The organism is Thermosipho africanus Ob7 (assembly GCF_003351105.1).
Classification (GTDB): Bacteria; Thermotogota; Thermotogae; order Thermotogales; family Fervidobacteriaceae; genus Thermosipho; species Thermosipho africanus.
This window is the reverse complement of sequence record NZ_NKRG01000008.1, coordinates 1-26,405: the sequence shown is the minus strand read 5'-3', so window position 1 is coordinate 26,405 and position 26,405 is coordinate 1. Positions and strand designations below refer to the sequence as shown.

27 protein-coding genes and 1 pseudogene are annotated in these 26,405 nt (G+C 28.8%); 9 read left to right on the top strand and 19 right to left on the bottom strand.

The genetic code is table 11. The features are described from left to right. The first annotated feature begins 59 nt into the window (after window positions 1–59). Window positions 60–479: a hypothetical protein gene (locus OB7_RS08285; protein ID WP_004101069.1), complete on the top strand. Its 420-nt coding sequence runs from the start codon at window positions 60–62 to the stop codon at window positions 477–479. Here the strand turns inward: OB7_RS08285 and OB7_RS08280 are convergent. The 6 genes from OB7_RS08280 to OB7_RS08255 all read right to left on the bottom strand — a co-directional run bounded on the left by OB7_RS08280 (window position 476) and on the right by OB7_RS08255 (window position 7,060). Beyond that, the gene (locus OB7_RS08280; protein ID WP_004101068.1) at window positions 476–1,810 is read right to left on the bottom strand and encodes an STN domain-containing protein; all 1,335 of its coding nucleotides are present in this window, start codon (window positions 1,808–1,810) and stop codon (window positions 476–478) included. The two genes, OB7_RS08285 and OB7_RS08280, sit on opposite strands and share 4 nt — an antisense overlap. 3 nt (window positions 1,811–1,813) lie before the next feature. After that, a complete protein-coding gene (locus tag OB7_RS08275) occupies window positions 1,814–2,896 on the bottom strand; it encodes an energy transducer TonB (RefSeq protein WP_004101067.1) in 1,083 nt (360 codons plus the stop codon). 4 nt (window positions 2,897–2,900) lie between these two features. Further along, entirely contained in the window at window positions 2,901–4,265 is a 1,365-nt protein-coding gene (locus OB7_RS08270; protein ID WP_114703024.1) for a hypothetical protein, read from the bottom strand. After that, window positions 4,249–5,004, bottom strand: coding sequence for a hypothetical protein (locus OB7_RS08265; protein WP_012579945.1), 756 nt, complete (start codon window positions 5,002–5,004; stop codon window positions 4,249–4,251). Before OB7_RS08265 ends, OB7_RS08270 begins: the two co-directional genes overlap by 17 nt. After that, window positions 4,991–5,296 carry a hypothetical protein gene (locus OB7_RS08260; protein WP_004101064.1) on the bottom strand — a complete coding sequence of 102 codons (306 nt, stop codon included), beginning with the start codon at window positions 5,294–5,296 and terminating at the stop codon, window positions 4,991–4,993. The genes OB7_RS08265 and OB7_RS08260 overlap by 14 nt, the downstream gene beginning before the upstream one ends. A 537-nt stretch (window positions 5,297–5,833) precedes the next feature. After that, entirely contained in the window at window positions 5,834–7,060 is a 1,227-nt protein-coding gene (locus OB7_RS08255; RefSeq protein WP_114703023.1) for a M48 family metallopeptidase, read from the bottom strand. Window positions 7,061–7,214: 154 nt separating this feature from the next. On the opposite strand from OB7_RS08255, the gene OB7_RS08250 reads away from it, so the two are divergent. Then, a complete protein-coding gene (locus OB7_RS08250; RefSeq protein WP_012579943.1) occupies window positions 7,215–8,471 on the top strand; it encodes a DUF438 domain-containing protein in 1,257 nt (418 codons plus the stop codon). 92 nt (window positions 8,472–8,563) lie between these two features. Here the strand turns inward: OB7_RS08250 and OB7_RS08245 are convergent, their stop codons facing one another. Beyond that, window positions 8,564–10,282 carry a phospho-sugar mutase gene (locus OB7_RS08245; RefSeq protein WP_114703022.1) on the bottom strand — a complete coding sequence of 573 codons (1,719 nt, stop codon included), beginning with the start codon at window positions 10,280–10,282 and terminating at the stop codon, window positions 8,564–8,566. Window positions 10,283–10,286: 4 nt separating this feature from the next. Continuing rightward, complete coding sequence (locus OB7_RS08240; protein ID WP_114703021.1) at window positions 10,287–10,661, bottom strand: CoA-binding protein; 375 nt, start codon at window positions 10,659–10,661, stop codon at window positions 10,287–10,289. Window positions 10,662–10,794: 133 nt separating this feature from the next. Here OB7_RS08240 and OB7_RS08235 point away from each other — a divergent pair, with 133 nt between their 5' ends. Both OB7_RS08235 and OB7_RS08230 read left to right on the top strand, forming a co-directional pair. Next, the gene (locus OB7_RS08235) at window positions 10,795–11,259 is read left to right on the top strand and encodes a peroxiredoxin (RefSeq protein WP_114703020.1); all 465 of its coding nucleotides are present in this window, start codon (window positions 10,795–10,797) and stop codon (window positions 11,257–11,259) included. Further along, on the top strand, window positions 11,256–12,095 hold the full coding sequence (locus tag OB7_RS08230) for a PhzF family phenazine biosynthesis protein (protein WP_114703019.1): 840 nt from the start codon (window positions 11,256–11,258) through the stop codon (window positions 12,093–12,095). The genes OB7_RS08235 and OB7_RS08230 overlap by 4 nt, the downstream gene beginning before the upstream one ends. A gap of 340 nt (window positions 12,096–12,435) precedes the next feature. On the opposite strand, the gene cas2 is transcribed toward OB7_RS08230, so the two are convergent. The 11 genes from cas2 to cas6 are packed head-to-tail and all read right to left on the bottom strand — an operon-like array spanning window position 12,436 to window position 20,429. After that, window positions 12,436–12,696, bottom strand: a complete 261-nt coding sequence (gene cas2, locus OB7_RS08225) for a CRISPR-associated endonuclease Cas2 (protein ID WP_114703018.1) — start codon at window positions 12,694–12,696, stop codon at window positions 12,436–12,438. A 1-nt stretch (window position 12,697) separates the two neighbouring features. After that, window positions 12,698–13,273 (bottom strand): CRISPR-associated endonuclease Cas1, encoded by a 576-nt coding sequence (gene cas1, locus OB7_RS08220; RefSeq protein ID WP_249031074.1) that lies wholly within the window; start codon window positions 13,271–13,273, stop codon window positions 12,698–12,700. A 25-nt stretch (window positions 13,274–13,298) separates the two neighbouring features. Then, window positions 13,299–13,430, bottom strand: coding sequence for a hypothetical protein (locus OB7_RS10230; protein WP_282956784.1), 132 nt, complete (start codon window positions 13,428–13,430; stop codon window positions 13,299–13,301). 5 nt (window positions 13,431–13,435) lie between these two features. Further along, window positions 13,436–13,912 (bottom strand): CRISPR-associated protein Cas4, encoded by a 477-nt coding sequence (gene cas4 / locus OB7_RS08215; protein ID WP_114703017.1) that lies wholly within the window; start codon window positions 13,910–13,912, stop codon window positions 13,436–13,438. Next, entirely contained in the window at window positions 13,909–14,817 is a 909-nt protein-coding gene (locus OB7_RS10120) for a hypothetical protein (protein WP_249031073.1), read from the bottom strand. Before OB7_RS10120 ends, cas4 begins: the two co-directional genes overlap by 4 nt. Window positions 14,818–14,843: 26 nt before the next feature. Further along, complete coding sequence (locus tag OB7_RS10115) at window positions 14,844–16,313, bottom strand: CRISPR-associated endonuclease Cas3'' (protein WP_249031072.1); 1,470 nt, start codon at window positions 16,311–16,313, stop codon at window positions 14,844–14,846. Then, a complete protein-coding gene (cas5, locus tag OB7_RS08205) occupies window positions 16,291–17,064 on the bottom strand; it encodes a CRISPR-associated protein Cas5 (protein ID WP_114703016.1) in 774 nt (257 codons plus the stop codon). Before cas5 ends, OB7_RS10115 begins: the two co-directional genes overlap by 23 nt. A 12-nt stretch (window positions 17,065–17,076) precedes the next feature. Then, window positions 17,077–17,400, bottom strand: a complete 324-nt coding sequence (locus OB7_RS10110; protein ID WP_249031071.1) for a hypothetical protein — start codon at window positions 17,398–17,400, stop codon at window positions 17,077–17,079. Next, window positions 17,367–17,984: a type I CRISPR-associated protein Cas7 gene (locus tag OB7_RS08200; protein WP_249031070.1), complete on the bottom strand. Its 618-nt coding sequence runs from the start codon at window positions 17,982–17,984 to the stop codon at window positions 17,367–17,369. The genes OB7_RS10110 and OB7_RS08200 overlap by 34 nt, the downstream gene beginning before the upstream one ends. 13 nt (window positions 17,985–17,997) lie before the next feature. Next, window positions 17,998–19,683 (bottom strand): hypothetical protein, encoded by a 1,686-nt coding sequence (locus OB7_RS08195; protein ID WP_114703015.1) that lies wholly within the window; start codon window positions 19,681–19,683, stop codon window positions 17,998–18,000. Between the two features lie 11 nt (window positions 19,684–19,694). Further along, window positions 19,695–20,429: a CRISPR-associated endoribonuclease Cas6 gene (gene cas6, locus OB7_RS08190; protein WP_114703014.1), complete on the bottom strand. Its 735-nt coding sequence runs from the start codon at window positions 20,427–20,429 to the stop codon at window positions 19,695–19,697. 285 nt (window positions 20,430–20,714) lie between these two features. On the opposite strand from cas6, the gene OB7_RS08185 reads away from it, so the two are divergent. The 5 genes and pseudogenes from OB7_RS08185 (at window position 20,715) to OB7_RS08165 (ending at window position 26,105) form a co-directional block, all read left to right on the top strand. Then, the gene (locus OB7_RS08185) at window positions 20,715–22,217 is read left to right on the top strand and encodes an ABC transporter substrate-binding protein (RefSeq protein WP_114703013.1); all 1,503 of its coding nucleotides are present in this window, start codon (window positions 20,715–20,717) and stop codon (window positions 22,215–22,217) included. 63 nt (window positions 22,218–22,280) lie between these two features. Beyond that, window positions 22,281–23,288, top strand: coding sequence for an ABC transporter permease (locus OB7_RS08180; RefSeq protein ID WP_004101043.1), 1,008 nt, complete (start codon window positions 22,281–22,283; stop codon window positions 23,286–23,288). A gap of 11 nt (window positions 23,289–23,299) precedes the next feature. Beyond that, on the top strand, window positions 23,300–24,172 hold the full coding sequence (locus OB7_RS08175; RefSeq protein WP_114703012.1) for an ABC transporter permease: 873 nt from the start codon (window positions 23,300–23,302) through the stop codon (window positions 24,170–24,172). 4 nt (window positions 24,173–24,176) lie between these two features. Further along, window positions 24,177–25,136: an ABC transporter ATP-binding protein gene (locus OB7_RS08170; protein WP_012579936.1), complete on the top strand. Its 960-nt coding sequence runs from the start codon at window positions 24,177–24,179 to the stop codon at window positions 25,134–25,136. Then, a pseudogene (locus OB7_RS08165) lies at window positions 25,133–26,105 on the top strand (ABC transporter ATP-binding protein). Before OB7_RS08170 ends, OB7_RS08165 begins: the two are co-directional and overlap by 4 nt. The last annotated feature ends 300 nt before the right edge of the window (window positions 26,106–26,405 follow it).

The window sequence follows — 26,405 nt, the reverse complement described above, 5'->3', positions numbered from 1 at the left end:
TAAAGCCACCCAATTTGGGTGGCTTTTATATTATAATAGTATAAAAAGGAGTGATTTTTTTGAAAAAATTTTTTTTATTAGCAATTCTTCTTTTAAATATTATAATAATACCTCAAACTATAAACATTTTATGGTCATATAACGAAAATTCAGTCTTTGTAATTGACGATCTAACAAAAAAAGCTATAGTTGGTTACATGGAAATAAGTTCATCGCCTGGTTTTTACATGTACATTTTACCAACTACAAACAATTCAAAAGTAACTGTTACCAATGTTTGGATAGGAAAAAAATCAATTTCAATGAACCCAAACTATCCAACAAAAATTGGATACAAAATTTTTAGATGGGGATATGGAATGGTATCAGGAGATTTAATTCTTCAATTTAACTATCCAGATTTCGATCTATCATTAAACACAATAAATGTTACCCTAGACTTTAATTTTATCCCCATGCTTTCTCTCATTGATTTTTAATATATTACTCCCAATAAGACTCCAAAGGATTTATCATTTGAAATTTTAAATCCAAACTCATACCTTGAAAAATCAACATTTGTATGAAAAACTACTTCTGTACTATCATTTGAAAATTCAATGCCTACCCCAATTTTGAACCTATCAAAATTAAATTTATAAATTACCAAATTTCTTAAATAAAAATTTTCAAGATCGTATCTTAAATTCATTTGCAGCGATAAATCATTTATCTTAATTAAATCGTTCAATGTCAAAAAGAACAAATTTGATTCAAATCCAATCCCTACACTAAAATTATCAATCACATTTGTGTAAAACTCAAAACCTAAAATTTCAATAGATTCAAAGGACAATTTTAAAAGATACTTATTATCCTGTATTTTAAGATCAGTCCTACCTTTAAAATACTCAGTAGTTATTTCCGTTTGTTTATTATCTAGATCAAAAGGCTCTATATCTTTAACTTTTTCTGCTAATACATCACTTAAAATTTTGTATCTTAAAATATAAATTTCTTTCTTTCCTCTTAAAACAATATTTTGTTCTTGGTTATTCTCTTTCAAGCTGGTGCTAAAAACATCACTTCCAATTGAAAGCTCAAGTTTTTTATTTTCCTTTTCAGAATTTATCCTTAGAATAAATTCATTCGATGTAAATTCCGCAATTTTTATGACCTGAGAAGTTGCTGTAGCAGGCATTTTAACATCCATATAACTTAAGTATCCACCTTCTACAAAAGAAAATAATTTATAACTCTGAGAAAAATTGTATAAATTAATAAGTACTCTGTCATCTAATGTAGAGACTTCTTTGTATTTATTCAATTTAAATACGGAAAAAATCAAAATTTTTCCATTTATCTTTTCATCAAGTTTCTCAATGTCAGATATAATTCTTTTATATTCTTCTTCTGAATCTACATAAAACACAAGCTTTTCATCAATTACGTAATTTTCTATACCGTTTAATGAAAGATAATTTGAAATTAATTCTGGAGATGTATGTTTTAAAGTATAGATTTTTGGCATCAATTTAACAGTTTTTTTCTGAGTTGTAGAGTATATTAAAAAAGTATCATTTGAAATACGTTCATAATCAAGACCATAAGGTAATAAGAGACTTCTCAATGCAACATCTAAACTAACATCCTTAAGAGAAAGTGTTATAAATCTATCAATGTCGTCTGCCAATATTATAAACTTAACTCCTGTTTCATCTTCTATAGCATTCAGAACATCTATCAATGGTTTGTTATTAAAGTCCAAATTAATAGCAAAGCTTATTATAGATACAATCAAAGACAAAAATATTAGAAAATTTCTCTGCATTGTCTACTCCTCCTCTATTCTCAAGACAAACAAAATATATCTTTTTTCATGCTTTTCAAAATTTTGCTTGAACAAATTACCTATTATTGGCAAATCCATTAAAAAAGACAATCCACCATCAGCTCTTTCTGATTTTAAATATGAATATGCCCCAATAACTTTTGGAACACTAAAATCAATGGGGACCTTTGTTGAAACTTGTGAACCTAATCTGTCTGTCCCTATATTTTCCAAGTTAATATTCAAATCTATCAATGCAGAAGATTTTAAAAAATATGGAGTAAGCTCAAAGGAAATATTGGATTCAACTGCTTTTTTAGAAATCTTATTATCCACTATCTCATCAACTAATACTTTTTTAGATGTTCTTAAGGAAGATTTTACTCCACTTAACATTTTAATATTTCCATCGTATATGAGATCAAAATCTTTATTTTCTGTAGTCGATGAAAACAAGAGATTTAAATAATTTCCGTACAATGGTATAGAGAATATTGCACCACTCAACAAATCATTTAATCTTTCCTGGGAATAATTTATTTTTAACAAAAATGATTTCAGATAACTTTCAGAAACATCTATTATTTTTATATTTGCGGTATAACTTTTTTCCTTTACATCTAAGATAGAAACAATATTTGCAATTTGAGATGCCACTGGAATTGGCGCAAATACTGTAATACTATCTTCACTTGAGCTGTATAAAATATACTCTTTCAACTCTTTAGGTAAAACTTTGCTCAATTCTGAAGCGGTTTTATACCTCAATGGAATATTAAATATTTTTGCATTTTTAAAAAAACCGGGCGATTCAGGATTTGAAACTCCAACAAAGTAGATTTCATCATACTTTACCCAATAGTAGTTATACGGTAAAAGAATAATGTCAAGGATTTCTTCCAATGATAAATCCTCGTCTATCTCAATACTTACAATACCACTGAGATTTGGCTCATACACTATCTTTTTCCCAGATTCCAAAGATAAAATATTTAAAGCTTCTTTTATATCCTGTTCATAGAATGATACAGTTAAAGAAAAAACAATCCCCCATATTAACAAAAACAAAAAAGTTATTTTTTTCATGGTATCACCTTATATACTCTTCATACTCTTTATTCTCTCCAAAAATCCCATACTTTAAAATGATCCTTGAAATGCTGATATTATCTTCTAATTTTATTTTTTTAGATTGTCCAGGTATTAAAACAATATCATTGTAAAGAGAAAAACTAGAATAGTTAATATCTATAGCTAACAAACAATTTCCAGTATTTGTTAGCTCTATAGAATTTTCTTCTGGCAAGTATTTTGCTTTCAACTCTGGAGAAAGTTTTTGGCCTCTTACAACAATCAAAGGAGATTTTACAGAAATTTTTTTGCCATCGTATAAAAGATGCAAATAAAAAATTCTATCTCCAACGTTGGTAATTTCTCTTTCATTTGATCTAATCTTTATAGAGGTTGCTCTATATGGATATATTCTTAAAACACTTGGATACAACTTGAAAATATCACTTTTTAAACCTTTTTGATCAACAATTTCCCAAGAAATATTCGATTTAAAACTTGTTAAATTCTTTATCAAGATTGATTTAAGAGTATTTATTGTCTTATCATCAAAAATGATAACATTTGGTGATGCTTCAACAATTAAATTTTCATAGGTTTCATTGATTGTTGCATCCTTGCTTATAGAAAATCTCATGCCGTACGATTCACCTTCAACTGAAAATCTTACCTTCCCAGTTGGTAAAATCTCTGGAATTTTAAACTTATAAAAAGCCTCATTTTCCGGAAATACAACTAAATCAAAACTATTTATTTCTTTTTCAGAAATTGTTGTCCTTAAATCTACTGAAGTAATTTTAATAGTGCCATAAGGTAGAAAAACTACATTTCCATTGTTCTTCAATTTCATGGTTATCAAAGTTCCAAAATTTCCGTAACGTTCATCAGGATAGAGATTTAGATTTCTTATATCAACATCCGTAATATCAACCTTTTGAATAGGATTTATATTTTTGAACCTCAAAAAGAATGGAACAATGTAATTTAACCTTATTTGGATCTGTCCACCTCTTTTACTTTCCTGAGAAATCTTTAAGGCAAATACTCCACTTGCTCCATCAAAATCAGAAGGAATATTAAACTTTAACGTTATCCTCTTTTCTTCATCCGGTTTAAGTTCAAATTCATAGCTATCTAAATCAACGTAATTTTTTACACTATACTTATAATCTGGAAGGTCAAATTCATACTTTTTACCATCCGTTACAAAATCTATCTTTTCAATTCTTATTATTGCATCATAATTAAGATCATTCCTGACAAAAAAGCTATATTCAAAGATCAAGTCTTTAACTTCAATATTACAAATGAGATTTGGATATATCTTTAAAGAGAAGGCAAACAATGAAACAAGTATTAAAACCAAACTAAAGATTTTCCTCATAAATTTTTTCCTCCTTATCAGAATTTTTAAAGTTTATCAAATTCAATGCTTCATCTTCATTTAACATCTTTGCACGTTCTATACCTGACCTTTTTAAAAATCCATCAACAGCTTGAGAAACTGTCTTATTACCTTTTTCTAATAAAACAAGTGATCCATTTTCAAGATTTAAAAGAAAGTCTCCTTTTCTCATTCTTAAGTTTTTTATTTCATTTAAAAATAGTATTACGTACGGTTTTTCTCTCATATCTTTTTGAATTTCTAATAAAATCTCAACTTTTTTTGCTTCTTCGTTGTAAAAATATAAAGCAAGGTTTGCTAATTTTCTACATTGCTTTCTTTTTTCAACAATCCAATCGTCGTCATACCCCTCTAAAAAATCACCGGAATATACCTTAAGTGCTTTTAAACTATTCGAGCCTATATTATCCATAAAAAATTCATAATCAGAACTAATTTTATCTCTATCTATGTATATGTTTTCCCTATAGTTTTTTATAACATCTTCTAAAAATAGATATGTCTTCTTTAAATTATACATTTGAACATTTAAGTTTTTTCTTGCATAATCTCTTGTAAAATTATTCCAAAATACATCGTATATCTCTTCTTTTGGAATATAACTTTTTCTAGAAGAGATAATATAAAAAAGCAATTTTAAATTTTTATTATTCTTCGTTTCTACTTCTTTGCCATCAACAAATACCTTAAAATCACCAAACATTTTAAAATAAATCATATAAATATTCACTCTCAAGTTCTTCGTCAAAAATAGACAAATCTGGAAAAACTTTCATTAATTTTACAGCTAATCTACTTTCAAATCCTATATTTTCTAAATAATCATCTACAATGCTCTTTAAAAGAACGTTGTAATACCTTCTCATTTGCTTTGCCCACAAACATTCTATACCAGCAAGAAATGGCCCTGTGTATAAATCTAAAATTTTTTCTAATAATTTCTCTGATCTATCAAAATTGCTTAATATCTTTTCCATTTCCCATAGATCTACTTTAACGTCACTATACATTACAAGCTCAATTCGTTTGTTATTCAGCAGCTCTACTTTTCCAATACGTTCAATTTTTCCATTGAGCCTCGATACTAACCTTCTTATGTATCTATCATCAATTTCTTTTAAATCTGCAAATAGCTGCTTTACATCTAGAAAGTTTACTATGCTTTTTTTTGAAACTAAAAATGAGAATAGTAAAACTTCGGGTTTGGTAAAGCAAAATTCTTCTATTTCAGGAATGAAAAAGTCTCCAAAAAGTTTGATCAGTTTTAATCCCCCCTATGTGAAAAAAGAATAAATTAGAAATGAAAACTTCTACGTCAAGTTATTGTATCATTAAATGTCAAGTAATTTGTTTATCAAAATAAAAATCAAAATGTAATAATAGAAACAAAAAAGTTAACAAATTATTAATTCCTTAAAAGATACCTTACAAATTTCATTAATTTTTGCGATAATTGGAAAATTTAGGCAAATACATAAAAAAAGCTACACTTTTAATGAAAAAGTGTAGCTTTTTTATTTATTTTACTTAGATCTATTATTGTGTAATCATTTTTTTAACTTTAGTAAATTCTTTATTCTTTCCTCTGGCGAAGGATGGTTGTAGTGCCAAACTTTGTATAAAGGAAGCGGATTTACATTTGAAAGATTTTCTTTTACTAGACTTTTTAAAGATGAAATTAGATATTCTGGTGTTTCCAAAAGCTCTGCTGAGTACCTATCTGCCTCAAACTCAAACTTTCTTTGCAAGAAATTAATAATCGGTATTGCAAAATATACAACTGAGCTAATAAATATAAATGAATATGTAAATGCTGTATAACTCATATTTATTCCAAATAAGTTGCTACTTAATATATAGTTATAAACAACATTTACAAGGTAAAATATAACTGTGTACAGCACTGATATAATTGTCAAAAGCTTTGGAATATGCTTTCTTTTACTGTGTCCAAGCTCGTGAGCTATAATTGCTAAAATCTCTTCTGTTGAATAATCTAAAATTGTATCGTATAATACAATTCTCTTTGATTTTCCAATTCCAGTAAGTGCTGCATTTTGTTTTTTTGTCCTCTTTGATGCATCCATTACGTAAATACTTAATATGTTAAAGCCAGCCTTTTTAAGTAATTTATTTATCTCTTCTTTTAGTTTTTCATCCTCTAAAGGAGTAAATTTGTTAAAAATTGGTGCAATAAATATTGGATATATTAAAGTTAAAATTACCTGAAATAGTATATATCCTATAGAAACCTTCCACCACCAATTCTGATCTACACTTAATATCCACAATAGAAGAGAAATTAAAGGGACAAATAATATTATTGATACAACAAAACTTTTAATTATATCAACAACAAAAGTCTTAGCATTCATTTTGTTAAAACCATATTTTTCTTCAATAACAAATGTTGAATAAATATTAAAAGGTAGATTTACAAGAAAAGTTATAAGTCCATACAGTGCAAAAAATAATAACCCTTGAATGATTATTGAATTTGAAAATGACAAAACTACATTTTCAAGAAATGGAAAACCGTAAAGTAAAAGTATTAAAGTGACACCAAGCTTAATAAGCTGAGAAAAAGATTCAAGCAAAGTTTTATCCCTCAAATATCTTTTAGATCTTTCAAAATCTTCATCAGAAATTTTATCTTTCAAAACTTCAGGAACGCTTGCATCTTTAGAAGTAGAATATTTAAGATTCAAAAATAATAATATTTCTTCCCATAAAACTTCAAATACAACAATAAATAGAAAGATAAACTTAAACATAAATCTTTCCTCCCAATTCTTAATTAGATTATTCTCTCGAATATTTTATCATGAACCCAAAAAATTTTTAAACCGTAATCTACATTACACACAACAAAATAAATTAATGATATAATGTAATTAGTAAAGACTAAGTCACTTTGGAGGTGTTAATATGAGCGAGGTATTCAACAAAAGAGAATATTTAAAAAATCTTATTAAAAGAACCAAAACAGAAGATAGTGAAAAGCTAAAGAAAGAAATTCAACAAATTCTCTCTGAAATTTCACCACTTGAAATAGCAATTGTCGAGCAAGAGCTTATGAACGAAGAAGGAATAAGCGTTGATGAAGTTAGAAAAGTATGTAACATTCACATTGATGTTTTAGAAAGCAAAACAAAAGGCCCAACCCTTGATGTCCCAAAGTGGCATCCTATTTATATACTTGTAAAGGAACATGAGCATTTTCAAGAAAAGGTTGTCGAATTTAAAAAACTAGTTGATCAAATAAATCAAAAAGATAATTTTTCTGAAGCTATGCCACTAATTATAAAAATCCAAGAATTTATCGATGAATTTGAAAATCTTGAACTTTATTTTCAAAAAGAAGAAAATGTTTTATTCCCGGTCATTGAAAAACACGGAATTGAAAAACCACCTATGGTAATGTGGAAAGAACATGACGTTTTTAGAACTTTAAGAAAAGAGCTTAAACAATTAAAAGAGAATAGGCAGATTAATTTTGAAGATCTAAAAGAGAAATTGTGGAATATTAGCACTGCAATGGTTGATCTAATATTAAACCATATATACAAAGAACACTTCGTGCTATTTCCATCATCTCTTGAAACAATAACAGATGAAGAATGGAAAACGATTAGGGAAGAATTTGACAAAATAGGATATTGTTGCTACAAGCCTGAAGAATATTCAAAAGAAGATGACAATATTAATGACGAAGATATAACAATTGACAAGATTAATTCTATGATAAAAAAATATCTTGAAAAATCTTCAAGTGATAAAATTGAATTTCCAAGTGGTGTTTTGACAAAAAAACAACTTCTCTGGATATTAAATACCTTACCAGTTGATATAACATTTGTAGATGAAAACGATGAAGTAAAATATTTTAGTGAAACAAAAGATAGAATATTTGTTAGAAGTAGAACAATAATTGGAAGAAAAGTTCAAAATTGTCATCCAGAAAAAAGTATAGAAATAGTAAACAAAATCCTTTCCGATTTTAAATCCGGAAAGAGAGATAAAGCAGATTTTTGGCTTAAACTTGGCGAAAAATATGTCTATATTCAATACTTTGCAGTTAGAGATGAAAATGGAAAGTATCTTGGAACCTTGGAAGTTACACAAGATATCGCACCTATCCAGAAAATCACCGGAGAAAAAAGAATATATGATGACAAAGAATAATATCAATAAGCAAAACTTTTAGCTTTAATGATTAAAAACATATATAATTTAAAAAACCCCCAATTTGGGGGTTTCTCTTTAAAATTTTTTCACTATATCTTATCAACAATATTTCTAAATGTTTCCTCTATTAGTTTTAACTTTCTCTCTGATTCTTCTCTATCAGTTGCAAAAGAATAAATATACACCTTTAATTTTGGTTCAGTTCCCGATGGTCTTACTGCATACCAGCTTCCATCTTCAAAGAAAAATCTTAAAACATTGGATGATGGAATATGATCCTTATTTACTTCTCCGATTTTTTCTCCATCTACGTTGTAAACATTTCCGTCAAGATAGTCAATATACTTTTCTAAATTTAAATTTCCTATCTTTTTTGGGAAGTTGTTTCTATAATATTTCATAATCCTTTTTATCTTTTCCATACCTTCTATTCCTTCATATATTAGAGAAAAGTTGTTTTCAAGATAATAACCGTATTCTTTATATAAATCATTTAAGACGTCCACGAGGGTTTTTCCTTGTTTTTTGTAATAACCAGCAGCTTCTGAAAGCATCATAGCAGAGATAACTCCATCTTTATCCCTTACAAAATTTCCAGTAACAAATCCTATACTTTCTTCATATCCGAATTCAAATTGATATCCTTCTTTTTCAAGTTTGTTTTCAAGTCCACAAATATTTTTAAAACCAGTCAAAGTTTCAAAGGTTAAAACACCATATTTCTCTGCAACATTCTTGCCCAAATTTCCAGTAACTATAGACTTTATAATCATACTCTTTTCCTTTAGTAATCCTTTCTTGCTCCTTTGAGAAAGCAAATAATTAATCAAAACTGCACCTGTTTGATTTCCATTTAATGCAATATATTCATCGTTGTGCTTTACCATAACGGCAAGTCTATCACAATCAGGATCGGTTGCAAGAACAATGTCAGCATCTTTTTCTCTTGCAAGTTCAAGTGCAAGCTTAAACGCCTTTATATCTTCTGGATTTGGATAACCTACTGTCTTAAAATCTGGGTCTGGAAGTTCTTGCTCTTTAACTACATAAACATTATTAAAACCTCTTTCTTTTAATACATGTCTAACATGAATATTTCCCGTTCCATTCAAAGGAGTGTATACAATGTTTATATTTTTATCAATATCATCATTCAAACCAAGAGATAGGACTTTTTCATAGTATACTTCATCAACTTCTTTTCCAATTACCTTAATGATTCCTCTTTTTACACCTTCATCAAAGTCAAGATACTTAATTTCTCCAAAATCCTTTATTTTCTTGATGTTTTCTTGTACAGGAATTGCAACATCATCTAAAATTTGGGAACCTTCTTTCCAATAAACCTTGTATCCATTATATTCTGGTGGATTGTGACTTGCTGTTATCACAATACCTGCTGTAGCTTTTAAATGCCTTACTGCAAAAGAAAGCATAGGTGTGGGTCTTATATCATCGAAAATATACACATTAATTCCATTGCCAGCTAAAACTTCACTGGCAATCTTTGCAAATTCTTTAGAAAAGTGTCTAACATCGTATGCAATTACTACTCCCATTTTCGGATCGCTTTTTTCGAGAATAAATTGTGCAAGACCTTGAGTTGCTTTTGCAACAATGTACTTATTCATTCTATTTGTACCTGCTCCTATCTTCCCACGAAGACCGGCGGTACCAAATTCAAGATATTTAAAGAATCTCTCCTTGATTTCTTCATCATTATCTTTAATAGATAAAAGTTCTTTTTTTGTTTCTTCATCAATATAAGGACTTTCAAGCCAAGCTTTGTATTCTTCCATATAATTCATATAATCACCTCCTATTTGTTTCTACCATAATACATATATCATGCACAGCTTCAATACCAACACTTTTTAAATACTCATCAATTTCTTGAGAATAAGCACCTGGCTGATACCATAGGTTTTTAAACCCTTCACTTACCGCCTCTTTCGTAACTTCTATTCCAACTGACGGTGGAACAACAAAAACTATCAAATCAATATCTTTAGAAAGTTCTTTAACTGACTTTACAGTCTTTATTCCCTCTATTTCATCATATCTTGGAGTAACAGGAACAATTTCAAAACCCTTTTTTGTTAAATCCCTCAAAATTATATTTCCAAATTTTTCTCTGTTGGTTGTTGCACCAACAAGGGCTATCTTTTTTACATTTGTCAAATCCATATTTTCACTCTCCTTTCTTGAATATATTATATCATTCGAGTATATCATAAATAATTTTAAGATTTTGTTATTTTTTTAAAATATGTTATAATTTAATTGTTCAGTTAGGTATAACTAATTAAGGGGTGAGATTATGTTAGAAAAAGGCAGTATGTATATTGATTTTGAAATTGTAAACACAAAACTTGAGAAGGTTAAACTTTCTTCACTAATAGGGCAAAAAATAGTCTTAGTTTTCTATCCTGGAGCATTTACAAGTGTATGTGAAAAAGAACTATGTTCTTTTAGAGATATGATGGCAAAATTTAACAATTTAAATGCAAAAGTTTTTGGTATTAGCGTAGATTCACCTTTTGCAAACAAAGCATTTGCTGAAAAAAACAGACTAAATTTTGATCTACTTTCTGATTTTGGTGGCATAGTTTCAAGAAAATATGGAGGAGTACACGAAAACTTTGTAGGAATAGAAAACTACACTGTTTCAAAGAGAGCAGTTTATGTAATTGATGAAAAAGGCAAGATAATATATTCTTGGGTTTCAGATGATCCTGGCAAAGAACCTCCATACAATGAGGTAGAAGAGGTAATTGCAAAATGAATTTTTATGTAGTAGATGCTTTTGCTAATGATCCTTTCAAAGGCAATCCTGCTGGTGTTGTTATTTTAAAAGAAGATATTCCAAAAAGTATAAAGCAACTTATTGCAAGTGAAGTTAAATTTTCTGAAACAGCTTTTATTAAAAAGATATCTGAAAATGACTTTAAAATAGAATATTTTACACCAGTTTCAGAAATTGACCTTTGTGGTCATGCAACGATCGCCACTTTTTGTGTACTAAAAGAAAAAAACTTAGTTTTTCCAAACAATAAATACAATCTACATACAAACGTTGGAAAATTAACTATTTTAATAGAAAATGACTTAGTTTTGATGGAACAAGCAAAACCTGAGCTTGGAAAAGTTTATGATAAAGAAACAATAGCAGAAATATTAGGTATAAACTTTGAAGAATTAGATGAACGTTTTAAACTGCAAGCTTCATATACTGGACTATGGGATCTACTTATTCCAATAAAAAAGAAAGAAACATTACTTAAATTAGAACCAAATCTTGAAAAAATAAAAGAGTTTACAAAAGAAAACAACATTGTAAGTTTTCACTTATTTACTTTAGATGAAAAAGAAGCGCTTGCAAACACAAGAGATTTTGCACCGTTATATGGAATAAATGAAGAAGCAGCAACCGGCACAGCAAATGGTGCATTGTTATATTACCTATACAAAAATAATATAATTGATGAAAAGAAAGTATACAAAATTATTCAAGGTGAATCAATGAACAGGGAATCGGAAATATTTGGAAAAATTGAAAATGAAAAAATCTTCATAGGTGGGAAAGCAAAGATTATAATAGAAGGAAACTTGAAAATTTAACGAAAATCAAATAATAAAACAAAAAAATAATGGCTCCACAAGGAGCCATTATTTTTTATTACTTTTCTTATTTCAATTCCTATAAGGTAAGGTACAAACAAAAGGCTAATTGAATTTCTTTCTAAAAAAGAAATCAGTTTCAATTCCTACAAGGTAAGGTACAAACCATATATTACGTTACAATTATATTACATATTATCACTTTTTGCAACCTTTTTGAAAAAATCATAATAAATATTAAATAATATTAACGTAAAATACTTTGAATTTACATAATTTTCTTATTTTTTTCAGTCGATCTCCAGGACTTTTTACACTACTGCACATCGACTGAATTTAACTATAAAAATTTTGTTTCTTCTTTTTTATCTTTTCCTAAAACTTCTCTTTCACTGTACAGCATTTGATTAAAAACATATAATACTACTGAATCCTCATCTTTTACAATCTTCCTTATTTCGCTTTTTAAACGTTCAAGATTTGAATAACTTATTTCTCCTTCAAAGACAGAATTCTGAACCCACGTCAAATATTTTCTACACACTTTAAGCATCTTTGAAACTCTCTTTACATTAACATCGTAATATAAAATAACAAACATATCACCACTCCATTATTAAAGGTTCATATACTTCATCTTCTAAAAAATGTTTTTCCAATTTATAAAGTTCCATTCTTATCAACGTCCTATAACTCACATTTCTTCCTATCTTTCTCAGTTTCACAGTCTCATTCAATCTGTTTTCCAAAAATTCAATAAATTTTCTTTTACCTTTATCATTCAAAAATATTCTATTTAAGCTTTTTTCAAAGTCCTTAACTCCAATTATATTTTTATTAATAACACTAAAAATTGTTCTATCGCCAATAATAGGCTTAAAAATCTCTGCAATATCCAAATTTAATGAAAATCTTCTAAAATTTGTTGAATGTAAATAACCTATTCTAGGATCAAGGTGTGTTGCATAAATTTCTCTTAAAACTATGCTATAAATCAAAGAATTTGAAAAGCTAATCAACGAATTTAACCTATCAATAGGTGGCCTTTTCCCCCTCTTTGTAAATTTAAAATCACTAGAATTTATTATTTCATTAAAAGATTTATAATAAATTTTCTTTATCTTTCCTTCAACTTGCATCAATTTAGGTATTTCATCTATTTTTAATATCTTTTCCATATTTCTTTCTATTTCTGATATATGATTATCTAATTTTCTTCCTCTTTAAATTTTCAACTGGAATATGCTTTTTTTGATTCTCTTCATTTATGAATATCAAAGAATTATCTTCTCTTTTTAACGTTCCTGAAGAAAAAATATATATTGTTTCCTTCACAGATATCAACTCCAGCAAAAATATTCAAAAGAACACGTTTTACAATACTTTTTTCTTTCTGCTTTTGGCACTTTATTTCCATTTAAAACATCTTCTATCTCATTTATTAAATTTAATAATTCTTCTCTAGCATCGTCCGTCATATGAACTTCTATAACCTTCTTTTCTTTTGGAATTCTAATTTCTCCATGATATACATTCATTTTCCACATATAATACAAAAGCTGAAATTTAGCGCTTTTAATCATTCTCGATGATTTTTTAACTTCGACTAATTTAATCTCACCATTTTCTAGCTTTACAATATCAACTTTTCCACCATCTATAGTTATCTCTTTTTTATCACTGCTATATGACTCTTGAGAAATAAGCCTACCTATCGCAAGAAAATCACTATCTTGATCACCTATTAATTGCCTCGAAAGAAGCCAAGCTTGTCTTTTACAAACAAAGTATGCTTGAATTAAACTTCCAGTAATCATAGAAAATCATACTCCCTAGAAGATTTTAATTCCAAAAATTTTTCAACATTTAAACCATCTTTATAGCTATAATATTTTTCAAAATCTTCTGCAAAATAAAATTCTCCATTCATTTCATCTTTCAATATTTCTTTTATACTTTTTCCATCAGTCCTATAGTTATAAAGTGACACAACAAACAATGAAAATATTTTTGAAAACAATCTATTTTCAACATAACTAAAATCATTATCTATGTAAACTTTCCAAACTTTTTTTCCTTGCAAAACTTTATCTTTATCAGATATTAAATTGTATTCTAATAATAATTTTTTTATGTTATTCAACTTACTCAAAGGAATTTCAAGAGGTATAAAAAGTGAAAAAGTATCACCATCAATCAGTTTTAATTCTTTATCTATATTTTTAAATTTCAAATCTTTAAAATAATCTAAATAGTCTAATGTAAAAACATTTAGCTTTTTCTTTAACTTTTCTATTGTAAGTGAATAAAATTCATTTAAGCTTAATTTTCCTGATTTAAACTTTGAAAAATTCTCTTCCAAAATTTTTTCTCTTTCATCACTTTTGTAAATTCTTTTCCAATTTCCATCATCAAACAAGAACAATTTAGCACTTTTTAATCTTGCATTTCGATTAACACGCCCCATAGTTTGAATAATCGAATCAAGAAGTGAAAATGCTCTAAACCCCACATCAAAGTCAAGATCTACACCTGCTTCAATTGATTGTGTAGAAACAAGCACAAGTGGTTTTTCCTTATCATACTTTTTTATATAATCAATTAACTCTCTTTTTCTTAGATCAAGTAAAGTCGAATTTAATATATATACCTCTCCATCTATTATGCTTTTTAATCTTTCATACATCCTATATGATTCCTTAACCGTATTTACAACTACCAAAGTTTTTTTTGATTTATTTACTTCTTCTAAAATTTTTTCTCAACATCTTTATCTAAAAATACATAATTTGCTCTTTCAAACAATTTATGATCTACAACATCTGGTGTTAAATTTTCAACAAAGTCTTCTTTTTCAATAAACTTTGTAAAATCAGGAAGCGTTGCACTCATTATAATTATTGTAGTGTTTAAATACTTGCTAAGATAATAAAAAATATTTGAAAGTGTATTCCAGAATTTCGGATTGTATGCCTGTACTTCATCAAAAATAATTGCACTGTTTGCTATTTGATAAAAATTAAAATTATCAGATTTTCCATTTCTAAAGAACATATCAAAAAACCCAACATGAGTTGTAAAAACAAAAGGAAAATTTAAGAATAATGTTTGAGTATAGCTTTTTTCTTTGTTTTCATCATCAGATATATCAATATATTTATGATCATATCTTGTTATATATTCACCAGGAATAAATTTGCGAAAGTAATCGAAACTTTGTTCTATTATATTTACGTAAGGTATTACGTAAAATACTTTCTTCTTTTTTCCCAACAGCTTTCTAATCAATCTCAGTGAAATATTTGTTTTTCCGCCACCCGTTGGAACTTCAATAAAAAATACATTTTTCTTGCTTTTCTCAAATTTTTCCTCAATTTTTGCAGTTATAACACTTCTTAAAGTATTCAAATCAAAAATTTCCTCTTTTTTCATCAACCTAAGCTTTTCAATTTCTTTATCTATATCTGGATTAAAATTTCCATTAATTTTTCTCGAGGATATATTCTCGAAGATCTCATTCTTCAAACCATTATCTATTATTTTTGGAATAAACTTAACACCTTTCATAAATTCCATGGTTGCAAGATAATCACAAGTAATAAGTAAAGAATTTAATAGTTTATACAACAAGTAAAATTCTATATTAATAACCTTTTTTATCTTTCTCATATTTAAATTACCAAAAGCACTTTTTGTCATTTTAATTATTGTATCCTTATCATTCTCCGTTTCTAAAAACTCAAGGATATACCTCACATATTTTTCCTTTTCTTCATTCCAAAAAAGAATCTCGTTAATATCTAATAAAAAACTGTGGTGTCTTGACACCACAGTTGCAATAAGAAGTAAAAATACAAACTCCTTTTCTTTTAACTTTCCTGACAACGCTTTATCTGTTAAAAGCGAAGAAATCGTATAAAATCCTATATCACTGTGAGTAATTGAAATATTTCCAAGTTTTAAACCATCCTGAAATTCTTCCGTTAATTTTCCTATGTCATGGTATTTAATAATTTCATACACAGTTTCAACATAAGAATCTCTGATTTTAAACTCATAAAATAAATTTTTTAATATTTCTTCAATACAATACTTTTCTATTAATTCTTTTAAGTAATTTTCTGTTTTCCTAACATGTTCTATAAAAGGTTCAAATTTTTCATCCTTTTTATGAGCCATCTTATCATCTATGGACTTAGAAAACGTAAATAACTTCATTATCACTTGTCCTCCAAAAACTTTCGTTGTTTTTTATTTTCAACTCTTTATCTGTAAAGATGAATAAATCTTTGATATACATATAATTTTCATCAAAATCATATGGCAATTCATCAATTAATGTTATTTTCTGGTCTTTTTTATGCTCTTCAAACAATCCAAATTCTTCCTCATCGGTTTTTACAAAAAAATCAACATCTTTCATTTTAACAAGAGAATCAACAACTGCTTCTTTTCTTTCTAATTCTTCAACGTTAAGTGATCTATAATTTTCAAAATATGCCAAAAACTCATTTTTTCCAAAATATATAGGATATTCTGCATATTTGTTTTTAACCATATACTCTAATTTTTCATAAATTTTCCTTTCATCCTCACTGAATGTTTCAAAAAATGGTACAAAAATTGTATATCCTAAACTTTCAACAATAACTTGTTCTTTTGACTGAAGTACACCTCCTAACTCTTGTGAAGCAAGACCAGTCGAATTGTTAAATATAACCACCGTTTTTTTCAAAGGCTTTTTATACAAAGGCTTTATTGCAATCTTAAAGTTTTTAAGCTTTTCATAGTATTCAATACTACTATTTTTTTTATCTCTATTGTAGCCTTCATATCCTAAAATTGCACCGAAAATTCCCAAAACTGCAGGTTTATGAATAAAATTGTAAGTGGTAAATACCCTAGCATTTGAATCGTTCTTTTTAAAAAAACCCATATCGGCTTTTATATCAAAACAAAAGGCTTTCATGAATAGCCCTCCTCAAAGTAAAATATCACCCTTTCTCCAGCTTTCATCTATTCCATTAACCTTGCAAATATTATCATTGTAATAAACCTCAACTTTTTCTATTTCACCTTTATATTTATTCAATAACTCTGAAATTTTTGAAAGATCCAAAACTTCATTTTCATCTACATTAACTAAATTCTTCATTGTTGGAAGAACTAACTTTGAATCCTCTTTTAAAGTTACAAATAAAAGCAAGGCATTTTCCGTGCCAATTTTAGAGGTTGTATTTAAATTAGTTGCAAATTTTTTCAATGCATCTTTTAATTTAACAATTTCTTCATCACTAATCTCCATCCTTCTGGTAGATTCTTTGGATTTAATACAAAATCGTAAACATAATAAGATTTTAAGTTCTTTATCTCATTTCCAAGTGTTGTTTGCTTGTCATTTTCTTTGTTTCTAAACGGCGATGCTATATCCACAACATAGGGAACATTAACGTTGTATCTATTTACTCCATAGCTTATTTGAAGAGGACCAGTAATCGACATTTGCTCATCACCAACAGCAAAAGTTATTCCAAATAATTTTACATCTATAAATTTATTAAAAAAGTCATATTTATCCACAACCTCTTTGTATTCATTTTTTATTTTTATCTTTATCTTCTTTACTTCACTTTTCAAAACTTCTTCCCAATATTTATATGTCTCCTCAAGAGATTTTGGTTGGCCGTTTTCTTTAAAGGTTCTCCACACAAAAACCCTTTCTCCTAAATCAACAAAATATTTCCTTATCGCATATTTTGCAGATTTATCAGTTGCAAATATCGTTGCATTTTCATCTGGAAGTCTTCTTGGATATTTGGTAAAATCAGCATTCCAATTGCTATTTTCACTCTTTAAAACAAATATTCCATAACATCTTTTTAAAAACATTCAGATCCCTCCTCTATAAATTTTTCCCTGAAAAATAACCTTCAAAGAAATAAAACTTATCATTTTTCGTTACCTGATCTGGCAATTTTCCGCTGTTAAAATAGTTCAAAATTATGCTGAAAATCTTATCAAACTTTTCATCTTTAAAACCGATAGCATGTTTGTATTTGTTAAAAACTCTTTCAAGCAAAACCTTTGAATTGTTAACATTAATAAATGGTTCCACCAGTGCATGAGTTTTATCAGACATCTTTGATTGTTCTAGAAGATACCTTGTCAATTTTCCAATAAGATAATAATATTGATAGTTATTCTCTATCTTTTCCAAATTTTCCATCTCGATATTTTCTAAGTTCTCCATGAAATCACCCCCAAATATTTTATTTAAACTTTTATAACTTTTAAAAGCATTTTCAATTTGCTTTAAAGACTTTTTTTCTTCATTATGTAAACCTTTCAAATAACAACTCAGTAAATCATAGAAAATATCATCAATTACTTTTTTATTCAACGAATCATACTTTGCTCTATATACAAAATCAAAAATAATTTCTCGATATTTGAGAATATTTTTCGCAAGTAAACTTTCCTTAATATTTACTTGATTAAAATAATTACTCTTTAACCGTTTATCGAATAGATTATCCAATACATCTTCTAACTCAAAAATACTCTTTCCATTAAAGTCATACTTAAAATTAAACACATAATCTACATACACAAAATCATCTTTGTGTATTATTAGATAAAAATCAAGAAGTAAATTTTCTTTATTAATTTCTTCATGTATTTGTTCTAAAATTTTCCTAAACCCCATTTTCTCATCATCACTTTTCAAAAGTTTTATCTCCATCTGTTGAATATTTTCATTCATAAACAAAGGAAATATTGTAAAGCGATTTAAAAACTTTCCAATAAAGTCTATAAGCTCAAGTGCACAATCTTGGCAAATCATTACGTTATAGCCAACAGGTCTTCCAAGGTGAAGTAAAAACGGCTTTTTATCATTCAATGTGTTAAACGCATCAGGTATTGAAATAATACCTTCCTTACCACATGTTGGACATTTTCCTTCTTTTTTTTCGACATTTTTGCCAACAAAAACCTTTTGCTTTAAATAATTCACATAAAATTCTTCATAGAGCTTTTTATTTTCCAGTTCAAATACAAAATAAAACTTTCCGTACACATTTTGATAATTTTTTTCAAATAACTTTATCGATGCTTCTTTTACACTTTCAAAGAGTAAATCAGCCTCTTCTTTTGTAAAAATAAGTTTCTCCAGCAAAGATTCTCCAACTTCATTTTTAAAATTTTTTAAAACCTTTTCGTTATAAATTTTCATTATTTTTGAAGCTAAATCACCCTTAACTCCCTGAAATATAAATAAGTTGTAAGAATTTGTACCCTTATTTGATCCAATACTTTTATTTCCCTTCTCATCTCCAGGAAGTTTTTTCGTTAATAATTTAACATTTTTCAAAACTTTTTTTAACTCATCGTCAATATCTTCGTATTTTTTTGCATTTTCCAGTAAATCTAGCTTATCGTAATACCTATCTTTCAATACATAGTAGAAACTTTTTTTATCTTCTAATGGTATAACCAAAAAAACTATATCTTCATCTACCTCTTCATTTTGAGAATAGAAATTTTCTCTTCTTAATTTCTTTGAAAAATCTATCATCTGCTTTAACATTAAATCCCCCCTTACTCTATAAATCCAAATCCTTGTGAATTTTTACTACCAAGCCCTGTATCGTATACAAAAGAAAGAATATCTTTATCTCCTTTTAATAGATAGCTTCCCTTCCAACCTTCTATAACAAACCTTTTTTCACCAAACCCATAATAAACAACACTTTTGTATCTTTCATCATCAAAAAGTGGGACTATTTCGATATCTTTATCCAACTTTTCTTTATAAAAAGCTTCCCACTTATTTTTTATATTAAGGTTTATTAACTCTGCAAACTCATTTTCAAATGGTGTAAAATACCTAGTCTTATTCTTTCCACTGTCTTTATAAGTTCTATGAACCTCAATTGGTGTTAAAGCTTTTACTTTAATACTATCTCCAGAAACGTTCTTTATCACAGCCATAGCTGATGATAAATATATTTTATTTTCACCTAACATAAATTCATCACCTTTGAATAAATTTGTAACCAAATCTTCCATTAGTATATCAACAGGAGACGAAATAAAAAAACTTATCTTTTTTCCAAAATTAAAGACTTTCATATTTTTAAAAAATTTTCCTCTTTCTAAAATAGACGAAAAACAAAAGAGCGAAAATTTTTTCTTTCCTCTAAATCCTTCTTCATGCACAAACTTTCTTAATTTTGTGCTAAATAAGTTATAAATCAATGCCTGTATGTACTTGTTAAAACCAACCGGCAAGATTATGTCATCATCCGAAACAAATTCCAACTTTATCCTCATTTCTTAATTCCTCCAACCTAATCAAATATATTACATTTTTATTAAATTAAAACATAATTTAATTTAAAATAAACAGTTATTATAACTTTTAAAAGTACAAAATGTTATTAAAAAAAGATAAAAAGATAAAAAACGACTATAAAAAATGAAAATAAATAAATTTTTGTATATTAACAAAATTTTGTTTTTCACTAGTTTAATAAAAATTTTCATTTGTTAATATTTGATTTTAAATATTACTTTATGATAAAATAAGATTACTAAACTTGAAGAGGGGGGATTTTCATGAAAAAATTCATGATTATCATCGGGTTGCTGCTTGTTGTATTTTCTTTTGCATCGAAAGACGTTATTGTAGTTGGAACAACTGATAAAATAAGAACACTAGATCCCGCAAACTGCTATGATTATTTTTCAAGTAACATCCTTCAAAATGTCTTATCTGGACCTGTAGACTATGAAATTGGAACAGCAAACATTAAACCATGGCTATTTGAAAGTTGGGACGTTTCTGATGATGGACTCGTATATACTTTCCATATAAGAAAAGATGCATATTTTGAAGATGGAACGCAAATTGATGCAAATGTTTTCAAATATTCATTTGATAGGGTAATGAAACTTAATGGTGATCCTGCATTCTTATTAACTGACGTAGTTGAAAAAACAGAAGTTGTTGACAAATTTACTTTTAGAGTAACATTAAAAAGTAAATTTTCAGCATTTGTTTCAGTATTGGGTTATACAGTTGCATTTCCAGTAAATCCAAAAGTATTTCCTGAAGATAAATTCTTTGAGGGAGCTCCATCTGCCTCTGGTCCTTACAAAATTACCGAATGGATAAGGGATGTAAGAATTGTTTTAGAAGAAAATCCAAAATATTTTGGTCCAAAACCAAAAACACCAAAAATTATTATCCAATTCTATGAAAATGCTCAACAATTAAGATTGGCACTTGAAACTGGAGAAGTGGACATAGCATACAGACACTTAGATCCAAGAGACATATTAGACCTTAAAAATGTACCTGGTATAAAAGTTTACCTTGGTGCAAGCCCACAAATAAGGTATCTTGTAGTAAATGTAAAACAAAAACCATTTGATAATCCTCTTGTAAGACAGGCCATTGCACTTGCTGTTGATAGAGAAACAATAGTTAACGATATATTTGTAGACCTTGCAAAACCATTATACTCAATGGTTCCTGCTGGAATGTGGAGTCATGAAGATGTATTCCCAAAAAGGGATCTTAAAGCAGCCGTGGAAATTCTAAAGGTTGCAGGTTATACAAAAGACAATCCTCTTGTAATAGATCTCTGGTATACTCCATCTCACTATGGAACAACAGAGGCAGACGTTGCACAGGTATTAAAAGAATCCTTAGAACAAACAGGTGTTATAAAAGTAAATATCAAATATGCTGAATGGTCAACTTACGTTGAATACTTCCTAAACGGAACCATGGGACTCTTCTTACTTGGTTGGTATCCAGATTACCTCGACCCAGACGATTACCTATGGCCATTCTTAAGTATTAATGGTGCAAAATCACTTGGATCTTTCTATGAAAATAAAAACGTTGAAGATTTAATGGTAGCTGCAAGGGCTGCTACTGATCAATTCTCACGTGAAATGATATATAAACTTGTTCAAAATTTCCATGCAGCAGAAGTACCTTACATTCCTCTCTGGCAAGGTTCTGCAGATTGTGAAGCACATGATTACATTGATGGAATTATCCTTGAACCAACACAAATCTTCCGTTACTACATCCTTGAAAGAAAATAATCTTATAGGTTATATGAAGTATCCCGCCCCTTGCGGGCGGGATATTTTAAAGGAGGAGATAAAGTGTCTCTAAAAAGCTACATAATAACGAGAATAATATTAGCACTTCCAATGATCCTAATTCTTCTAATAATGATATTTTTTATACTTAGAATAATTCCTGGTGATCCTGTTTTGGCAATTCTCGGTGGTAAAGCTCCAATTGAAGTAATAGAGGCGAAAAGACATGAACTTGGACTTGATAAACCTATAGTAGTTCAATTTCTTGATTATTTAAAAGATGTTGCAAAAGGAGATCTTGGAGTTTCAACTTTGACTAATAGACCTGTATGGAGCGAAATAAAAGATAGATTTCCAGCCACTTTAGAATTAACGATATTTTCATTTATTTTTGCATTAATTATAGGAATTTTCTGGGGAGCTGAGGCGGCGTGGCGAAAAGATAAATCCCTGGATATTTCTGCAAGAGTTTATTCAATATTCATATACGCTGTACCAGTTTTCTGGCTAGGATTAATGCTTCAACTGCTATTTGGAATTTATCTAAGATGGCTTCCAGTAGGTGGTAGATTATCTCCACGTGTAAGTTTGGATATAAAAACCGGTTTATTGTTACTGGACAGTATCCTTAATTGGAACTGGGAAGCTTTTTGGGATGTTTTAAAACACCTTCTTCTCCCAGGTATTACCTTGGGCCTTGTTATCTCAAGTATTTTCTTAAGAATGGTACGTAACAACACTGTTTTAATGCTATCAAAAGATTTTGTTAAAGCAGCAAAAGCAAGAGGATTAAAACCAAAAGTTATTTTATACGGACACGCTGTAAGAAACGCATTTGTTCCTATCTTTACAATTATGGGTATGCAATTTGCTTTGCTACTTGCAGGAGCAGTATTAACTGAAACAACTTTTTCGTGGCCTGGAATTGGAAGTTATCTAGTGTTAAAAATAAAGTACAGAGATTTTCCGGCTATTCAGGGAACAATAATCTTTTTTGCTATTTTTGTTGTGATTATAAGCATTATTATAGACATTGTCAACGCTTTAGTTGATCCTAGAGTAAGGTATTAAGAGGTGATAATGTGAGAAAAAAATTTGTTAGCGAAAGAATAGGAGAATTTATAAGCGACTTGTTTGGAACAGGAACAGGTTGGTTAACATTTATCGGTGCGATGATCTTAATATTTTTCATTATACTTGCAATATTTTCTCCTCAAATTGCACCATATGATCCAACACAAAGGGTTGGAAGATCTCTTACTCCACCTAATGACCAATTCGTTTTTGGAACAGACAATTTAGGAAGAGATGTTCTAAGTAGGGTAATATACGGGGCAAGAATTGCCCTCATGATTGCCTTTATTGCTGTTGCAATTGCAGCCGGAATAGGTGTTCCGCTTGGATTAATTTCCGGTTTTATAGGTGGACCTTTAGATAGAACATTAACATTAATAATGGATGCAATTTATTCATTTCCAGGATTGATACTTGCAATAGCAATAGCTGCAGTACTGGGACCTGGAATAATAAATATCTCAATTTCAATTGCAGTTGTTTATACTCCTACATATTTTAGGGTGATAAGAAACCAGGTGTCCTCAGTGAAGAATGAACTATATGTAGAAGCTGCAAGGGCTTTAGGTGCAAAAAATAGTGAAATACTTTTAAAATATATCTTTCCAAATGTCTTACCATCTATAGTGGTTGTGTTATCAATGAACCTTGCAGATGCAATAATGACTGAAGCAGGGCTTTCTTTCTTAGGTTTAGGTATAGCACCCCCTACTCCAGATTGGGGATTTGATTTAAGTAATGGACAAAGATTTGTTTTAAGTAGGGCTTGGTGGGGCCTTCTATTCCCCGGAATAGCTATTATAACAGTTGTTCTTGGCTTTTCAATGTTTAGTGAAGGATTAAATGAATTATTAAATCCTACTATAAGGGAAAGAAGGTGATCTTGTGTTTTTTGAAGCAAAAAACTTGAAAATCTACTACAAAACAAAAAAAGGATTTGTTAAAGCTGTAGACAATATTAGTTTAAATATAGAAAAAGGCCAAACCGTTGGCCTTGTCGGAGAATCAGGATGTGGGAAATCTACATTTGGACAAGGATTATTAAAAATTCTTCCTCCCACAACATATTACGACGGTAGTGTAAAAATAGAAAATCAGGAACTTATAAATCTTACTGAAGATAAAATGAGAAAGATAAGGGGTAAGAAAATAGGAATGATTTTTCAAGATCCAATGACTTCGCTTAACCCAGTAATGAAAATAGAAAAATTATTCTACGAAACTTTAAAAACACATGAACCAGAAATAACTAAAGAAGAAGCACGAAAGAGAACTGCCAAAGTTCTTGAAAAGGTTGGAATTGAACCAGAAAGGATGAAAGAATATTCATTTCAATTCAGTGGCGGAATGAGACAAAGAGTTATGATAGCCCTTACACTGGTTTTAAATCCAATTCTTGTAATAGCCGATGAGCCAACAACATCATTAGATGTTATTGTTCAAGCACAAATTATGAAATTACTAAATGAACTAAGAAAAGAATACGATATGTCAATGATATTAATTACGCATGATTTAGGTGTTGTCGCCGAAATGGCCGATAAAATCTGTGTTATGTACGGCGGACACATTGTAGAAGAAGCTAAAAGTGAAGATTTGTATTATAAGCCAAAGCATCCTTATACAAAATTACTACTGCAAAGTATTCCAAACACAAACATAAACGACTTAGACTTAAAATATATATATGGCTCTCCACCCGATCTTTCAAATCCACCAATTGGATGTAGATTTGTAGATAGATGCCCATACAAAAAAGAAATTTGTAAACTAAAGGAACCACCAGTAGTTGAGGTTGATGAATCAAAAGTTAAATGCTGGTTATATAGTGAGGTGAAACAATGATTAAAGTCGAAAATCTAAAAAAATATTTCCCAGTTAAACGAACCGTTGGAGAAGTTCTTTTGAGGGTTCCTCAGCGATTTGTAAAGGCTGTTGATGGAGTTAGTTTTAGCATTTCAAAAGGAGAAACCTTCGGACTGGTTGGAGAGTCAGGAAGTGGTAAAACTACCACAGGACGATTAATTCTAAGATTAATTGAACCAACTTCTGGGAAAATATTTTTTGAAGATACCGATATTACAAAACTTTCCAAAGAAGAATTAAGAAAATTTAGAAAAAACATGCAAATAATATTTCAAGATCCTATGGCTGCTTTAAATCCATATATGAAAGTTGGCGATGCAATCAAGCATGGTCTTGAAATTCATAATATAGGTGGTAGCAATCAGGAGAGAAAAATGCTTGTAATGAAAATGCTTGAAAGAGTAAATCTGTCACCTCCTGAAGATTTTTACTATAGATATCCACACGAATTATCTGGTGGGCAAAGACAAAGAATAGTTATAGCACGTGCTTTGATTTTAAGACCAAAGTTTGTAGTTGCCGATGAGGCAATTGCAATGCTCGATGTTTCTGTCAGATCTCAGCTCTTAAAATTATTAATAGATCTGAAAAATGAATTTGATTTAACTTTTCTATTTATTACTCACGATCTTGCAACAACAAAATACATATGTAACAAAATTGGTGTAATGTATCTTGGAAAAATCGTAGAAATAGGCGATTTTAAAGAAATTTATACTGAACCATTGCATCCATATACCAAAGCATTAATTTCAGCTGTTCCTGAACCTGATCCAAAAAGAAAAAAGGAAAAAATTATCCCAGAAGGTGAAGTTCCAAATCCCATTAATCCTCCAAAAGGTTGCAAATTTCACCCAAGATGTCCATATGCATTGGATATTTGCAAAGAAGCAGAACCTCCTCTAAAAAAAAGTTAAAAATCACATTGTTGCCTGCCATTTATATTAAACAAAAATAATCCCCTCAAAATAGATTGAGGGGATTAATTTCAAATCAAACATTAAAAATAAAAGAATTAAAATAGTTATAAAAAGAAAAGAAAAATAAATTTATTTGTACATCAAACATATATTTTTTAAAGAAAAAAACTTTTAAATAATTAAAAAACTGATAAAATAGTATATGATATAATATAGAGTAAAATGAACCTATTGGAGGTGTTTAAAATGAAATTACAAGTAAAATTAGTTCTTGCACTTGTTCTTGTTTCAATTCTTGCAACTGTTACTAGTGTAACAATATCTTCTT

Coding starts and splice junctions, on each gene's coding strand:
- OB7_RS08250 (WP_012579943.1), top strand. CDS start 7,215: ATGAGCGAGGTATTCAACAAAAGAGAATATTTAAAAAATCTTATTAAA.
- OB7_RS08240 (WP_114703021.1), bottom strand. CDS start 10,661: ATGGATTTGACAAATGTAAAAAAGATAGCCCTTGTTGGTGCAACAACC.
- OB7_RS08200 (WP_249031070.1), bottom strand. CDS start 17,984: ATGTTTTTAAAAAGATGTTATGGAATATTTGTTTTAAAGAGTGAAAAT.
- OB7_RS08265 (WP_012579945.1), bottom strand. CDS start 5,004: ATGATTTATTTTAAAATGTTTGGTGATTTTAAGGTATTTGTTGATGGC.
- OB7_RS08245 (WP_114703022.1), bottom strand. CDS start 10,282: ATGAATTATATGGAAGAATACAAAGCTTGGCTTGAAAGTCCTTATATT.
- cas1 (WP_249031074.1), bottom strand. CDS start 13,273: ATGGAAAAGATATTAAAAATAGATGAAATACCTAAATTGATGCAAGTT.
- OB7_RS08255 (WP_114703023.1), bottom strand. CDS start 7,060: ATGTTTAAGTTTATCTTTCTATTTATTGTTGTATTTGAAGTTTTATGG.
- cas5 (WP_114703016.1), bottom strand. CDS start 17,064: ATGAAAGCCTTTTGTTTTGATATAAAAGCCGATATGGGTTTTTTTAAA.
- OB7_RS08195 (WP_114703015.1), bottom strand. CDS start 19,683: ATGTTAAAGCAGATGATAGATTTTTCAAAGAAATTAAGAAGAGAAAAT.
- OB7_RS10110 (WP_249031071.1), bottom strand. CDS start 17,400: ATGGAGATTAGTGATGAAGAAATTGTTAAATTAAAAGATGCATTGAAA.
- cas2 (WP_114703018.1), bottom strand. CDS start 12,696: ATGTTTGTTATTTTATATTACGATGTTAATGTAAAGAGAGTTTCAAAG.
- OB7_RS08280 (WP_004101068.1), bottom strand. CDS start 1,810: ATGCAGAGAAATTTTCTAATATTTTTGTCTTTGATTGTATCTATAATA.
- OB7_RS08185 (WP_114703013.1), top strand. CDS start 20,715: ATGAAAAAATTCATGATTATCATCGGGTTGCTGCTTGTTGTATTTTCT.
- OB7_RS08275 (WP_004101067.1), bottom strand. CDS start 2,896: ATGAAAAAAATAACTTTTTTGTTTTTGTTAATATGGGGGATTGTTTTT.
- OB7_RS08235 (WP_114703020.1), top strand. CDS start 10,795: ATGTTAGAAAAAGGCAGTATGTATATTGATTTTGAAATTGTAAACACA.
- OB7_RS08260 (WP_004101064.1), bottom strand. CDS start 5,296: ATGTATAGTGACGTTAAAGTAGATCTATGGGAAATGGAAAAGATATTA.
- OB7_RS08270 (WP_114703024.1), bottom strand. CDS start 4,265: ATGAGGAAAATCTTTAGTTTGGTTTTAATACTTGTTTCATTGTTTGCC.
- OB7_RS10115 (WP_249031072.1), bottom strand. CDS start 16,313: ATGAAGTTATTTACGTTTTCTAAGTCCATAGATGATAAGATGGCTCAT.
- cas6 (WP_114703014.1), bottom strand. CDS start 20,429: ATGAGGATAAAGTTGGAATTTGTTTCGGATGATGACATAATCTTGCCG.
- cas4 (WP_114703017.1), bottom strand. CDS start 13,912: ATGATTACTGGAAGTTTAATTCAAGCATACTTTGTTTGTAAAAGACAA.
- OB7_RS08230 (WP_114703019.1), top strand. CDS start 11,256: ATGAATTTTTATGTAGTAGATGCTTTTGCTAATGATCCTTTCAAAGGC.